The organism is Shewanella sp. (assembly GCF_051658185.1).
Classification (GTDB): Bacteria; Pseudomonadota; Gammaproteobacteria; order Enterobacterales; family Shewanellaceae; genus Shewanella.
Genome location: NZ_JBOFMC010000041.1, coordinates 1 through 4,505 on the forward strand (window position 1 = coordinate 1; position 4,505 = coordinate 4,505).

General features: G+C 47.2%; 3 protein-coding genes and 1 pseudogene. 3 read left to right on the forward strand and 1 reads right to left on the reverse strand.

The window, feature by feature from the left end:
• The first annotated feature begins 366 nt into the window (after nucleotides 1–366).
• The 3 genes from ACRCZA_RS01715 (at nucleotide 367) to ACRCZA_RS01725 (ending at nucleotide 3,987) form a co-directional block, all read left to right on the forward strand.
• Nucleotides 367–1,374: a DUF4382 domain-containing protein gene (locus ACRCZA_RS01715; RefSeq protein WP_438672760.1), complete on the forward strand. Its 1,008-nt coding sequence runs from the start codon at nucleotides 367–369 to the stop codon at nucleotides 1,372–1,374.
• A 172-nt stretch (nucleotides 1,375–1,546) separates the two neighbouring features.
• On the forward strand, nucleotides 1,547–2,431 hold the full coding sequence (locus tag ACRCZA_RS01720) for a Tim44 domain-containing protein (RefSeq protein WP_438672761.1): 885 nt from the start codon (nucleotides 1,547–1,549) through the stop codon (nucleotides 2,429–2,431).
• Nucleotides 2,432–2,931: 500 nt separating this feature from the next.
• On the forward strand, nucleotides 2,932–3,987 hold the full coding sequence (locus ACRCZA_RS01725) for a PepSY-associated TM helix domain-containing protein (RefSeq protein WP_438672762.1): 1,056 nt from the start codon (nucleotides 2,932–2,934) through the stop codon (nucleotides 3,985–3,987).
• Between the two features lie 326 nt (nucleotides 3,988–4,313).
• On the opposite strand, the pseudogene ACRCZA_RS01730 reads toward ACRCZA_RS01725, so the two are convergent.
• Nucleotides 4,314–4,505: pseudogene (locus ACRCZA_RS01730) on the reverse strand (methyltransferase); the annotation flags it as partial.

Consider the following 4,505-nt stretch of genomic DNA (forward strand, 5'->3'; position numbering starts at 1 on the left):
CCAAGGCGATGTCTTTTTAAGTCTTTAACAATAAAGTTTTTTGTTAATTGTGATGCCGCATGTTGAGTGTGTTCATGGTGCGTGCCACTGGGCCATGAATATAGTGGTTTTTCTTCTTTTTTAACTTTAACCGTTCAGCCGAGGTTCATCGACAAACGGCACACTTACCCATAGAATTTATGTTATCGACAGTGGGGCTTGTGCTGCTGAATGGTAATAGTTGTGTTAATCTCCGCCCCCCATAAATATTGGTGTAATCGGGTTGATATTGGGTGTTTTCTCGGCTCGCTTTGCCAGTTAAGCGGACTTAATTGGTTAAGCTCGACTGCGCTGAGTCTTATGTTTGCCAACTCATGAAGGTACGGTATGAATATTCAAAAAAGTGCGCTAGCCCTGGCATTGGCTGGATTGTTGTTGGGTTGTGGTGGGTCTGATCCAAGCGAGCCTGCGGCCCAAATGGCAACCTTTAGCCTAGGCGTCTCCGATAATCCGGCCGATGCAAAATCTGTCACCATTGCATTTAAGCAAGTCGTGCTCAAGAGTGCCACGGAGCGTTATTCATTCAATGTGGCGGCCAATGGTGAACTTAAATTTGTGGATTTACTTAAGTTCCAAGGCGGCGCTGTTGAGACGTTAGTCAGTGGGCAATCGATCCCCGTTGGCGAATACCAAATGTGTCTCTATATGCAGAACAACGCTGCGGCGAGCGATGCAAGCTCCCATGTGCAAACCTTTGATGGCGGCGTGTATGGTTTAACGACGAACAGTAATGGTTCATGTGGCGGGGTGGGCGCAGATGACGTTGATACTGGGCGGTTGTTTTTCAATAAAGCCTTTACTATTGCGGCAGGCGTCAATCGCTTTGTCGCCGAGTTTGATTTGAGCAAAGGACTGCAAGATCCGCACGGCAATAAAGATTACTGGACCTTAAAGCCGACCTCAGTGCAATTATTTAATCAGTCTGAAGTTGGGGCGATTAAAGGCACTGTGAGCGCAAGCGTGATCGCTGGCTGTGAAATGCAAGCCGGCGGTTCTGTCTTTTCAAATGCTGTGTATCTGTATCCAGCCAATACAAGCTTAGAGCAAATGCAGGATTTTCGAATCGCGCAGGACACCGCAACTGCAATCGGTCCAATTGCTGCCGCTAGGGTCAATGGCATCACGGATGCTAACGGCCAAGTGATTGGTCACGAATATGAATTTGGTTTTGTGGCCGCGGGTGATTACAGTCTGGGTTATACCTGTTTAGCACAAAATGATGATCCTGATGAAAGTAACAAGGCCGATGATGCCAACGCTCCGTTCTTTATCCATGACGCAGTGCTGGGGGTCAACGTGAGCGCCAAAGGCGTTGCCGAACACCACTTTGAGTAAGTTGATTAACCTCGAAAACCCGCAGCAATGCGGGTTTTTTATTGGGGCAATTTAGAGGATGGCTAATTCGCTTAAGCGCTATCAGCTTAAGGTTGCGCGTTTGCTAGTTGACATATAATGTCATCCCGCTATGATGCCTGCACCATAGGTTATACAAACAAAGACCCTAAAAATGAAAAAGTTTTTAATAATGTTTGCGATGATTTTTGCAGTTGGCTTGGTCACTAGCCCAGTTGTAGAAGCGAAAAAATTCGGTGGTAGCAAATCCATCGGTAAGACTCAGCAGACGGCAACGAGTCAGCCGACGGCGACCAATACCGCAGCAACCAACACCACCCCAACCAATACTGCTACGGCTCCTGCGGCATCGGCGAAAAAAGGCATGATGGGTGGGATGTTAGGCGGTTTACTCGCGGGTGGCTTATTGGCCGCACTGTTTATGGGTGAAGGTTTTGAAAATATTCAAATAATGGATATTTTGATTATGGCCTTAGTGGCATTCGTGCTGTTTAAGATTATCCGTACTGTCATGGCCTCAAAGGCGGGTGCGCAGCCATCCCCAAGACCGGCCTATGCCGCGCCTGGGCAGCCTAACCCCAATGCGTTTCGCCAGCAGGAGCAACCAAGCGGTTTTGCCAGCAGTGGCAGCAATGGTTTTGCCCAAGCGACGAGTGACGTGCCGTTTGATTTGCCGCCAGGGTTTGATTTACCCGCCTTTTTGGAAGGATCGCGTAGCCACTACAAGACGCTGCAACAGGCTTGGAATGAAAATGATTTAGCGAAAATTCAAGAGTATGTATCGATTGAGCTTTACAATGAGCTTAGTCATCAGCGCCGTGAATTAGGCGGTGAGCAACATACCGAAGTGATGTATATGGATGCCGAATTAGTCCGTGCAACCCATACCCCAACTCTGGCGGAGGTGAGCGTTAAATTTAGCGGCCGTTACCGTGATACCGCTGAAGGGGTTGAAGAAGATATCAAAGAGGTGTGGCATTTGGAACGGAATTTAACCCAAGCTAATTCACCTTGGTTAATCGTGGGCATTGAACAATAATTTCCCACAGTATGACGCAGCCTTAACTCCTTAAGGCTGCGGTTTTCTTGTTCCCGTCCAGTTTAGTCATCTCCAGTTTAGTCGCCTCGTGTTAAGTCGCTTCCCGTTTAGCGGCCTCCTGTTTAGTAACCTTCCGTTCATCAACCTCCAATGGATTCGCTTTCAATTTAGCGGCGTCCCAATGCGGCACTGTTGTCTTCCTTACGCTTGCCCGCAGGCAGATGTTCCTTTGTGGGCGTTCATCATCTGTGTTTTCAAGATGATCTGATCATCGTGTAAGTTGCCGCTTTGCAGTGGTGTGGGGGCGAAAAAATGCGGTTTGATCACGCATCTTGACACTTCTTTAATTGCACTTGTTAGTGATAGTTATTATCATTTGCACTCAAGCTTTAATGATGCTTGTTAAATTCATTAAAATCATGGCGTTATAAAGTGCCTGGCGGGCTTTGCGCGTGGAGCGCACTGGTAACTGCGACTTAGACAGATTTGAGAATGTGAATATGAATGCTGTAGCTGCGTTAAAATGGTTCCATAATTGGCTGGGTTTTTTGATTAGTATCACTATGCTGATAGTGCTCACCACTGGGGTGTATTTGGGCTGTGTTGATATGTACAAAAGACTCGACGATAAAGGGCAGCAATATGCGCCGTTAACGATTGAGCAAAAAGCGCAGGTGGTCGAGCGCTTATTTCAACAATATCCTGAGATGAATACCGTGCGTTTCCCGACGGAGCATACGCCCTATATTCAGGCGGCAACCCGCGGTAAATCCATGGCTTTTGATAGTGAACTTAACCCGCTATCGGTTAGTACCTTTGATGATATCCCCATGTATCGCACCATTTTTTGGTTGCATCGTAACTTTTTGCTAGAGGATTTCGGCGGAAAATACATTAATGCTTGGGCGTCATTATTGGGTGGTGCAGTCACCTTAATTGGCATTTATTTGTGGTGGCGCGTGCGTAAGGGGTTCCGCTTAAAACAGAGTTTTCCGCGCGATACCCGTTCAAGCAGTTTAGTGAAGAGCCATATTCAGCTTGGATTATTTATCTCTATCCCGCTGTTTGTGTTGTGTATTACCGGATTTTTGATCACCTACAAGAATCTGTGGACACCCGCGCTTAAACAATCGAGTGCAGGGATTGTTTACCCTATAAGTTTGCCCAATGATTGGCAGAGCCAGTTGCAAACGGCGCAGGCGCAGTGGCCTGAGGCGAATTTAGTGGCAGTGAGCAAGCCAATGCCAAAGAAAGATGAGGCACCTAAGCCGCTTAACTACAGTATTCATTTTGATAGCCACAGCGGCGTTTGGTTACGTGAAGCGGACCGTATCACGATGAGTTTTGAGCAAGGCACGATTTTGGATGCGTTAAAGCACAGCGATAGAACGCTTTCGGGCAAAGTTGCCAGCTTTGTTCGGCCGCTGCATGATGCGTTGAACATGCCCTTTAGCTACTCGTTGTTTATCACGACGGTGTCGCTCATCGGCAGCATGATACTCCTGTTTAGTGCCGTGACTTTTTATCGGCGCACCTTTAAAAAGACAAACAAATAGCTTTTTAACAAAAGCGTACTGCACCATGGTGTTAGCAATATTGGGGGGATTAGCGCGCTAAGCCCTTATTCTGTGTCGGTGAGGCTAAAGATATCGCCTCGCCGACCCAAATCATGACGATGAGCCGGCATTAACCGTTTGGGGCTTTTTCGATGCCATTCTGTAAATGCGTTCTTTGTGATGGCCATCAGTTATCAGCCATCAGCCAACGGAGCAAGGCTCGTTCAGTGAAACGGGCATCAAAGTGTCTCATTCTATAGACATGGGCTGAAAATCGACATAATCGCGCCTATTCTTTCCAGCCCTTCAAGGGGCGATAACAGGTGTTACGTCTCTTTGTGTAGTACAAACATATGATAACCAAACTCGCCTAAGTAACGCTCATAAATTGCTATTTCTCGCGTGAGATCTGCAATGGCGGTTGAGTTGGGCATGCTTGGTATCAGCTGGGCAACACGCGCTTTAAGTGGTTGATAATAATCGGACCACGCTGTTTGGCTTACCGTAAAATGATCAAT

Bases quoted from the DNA above. Each gene is read 5' to 3' on its own strand.
- ACRCZA_RS01715 (WP_438672760.1), top strand. From the start codon at position 367: ATGAATATTCAAAAAAGTGCGCTAGCCCTGGCATTGGCTGGATTGTTG.
- ACRCZA_RS01725 (WP_438672762.1), top strand. From the start codon at position 2,932: ATGAATGCTGTAGCTGCGTTAAAATGGTTCCATAATTGGCTGGGTTTT.
- ACRCZA_RS01720 (WP_438672761.1), top strand. From the start codon at position 1,547: ATGAAAAAGTTTTTAATAATGTTTGCGATGATTTTTGCAGTTGGCTTG.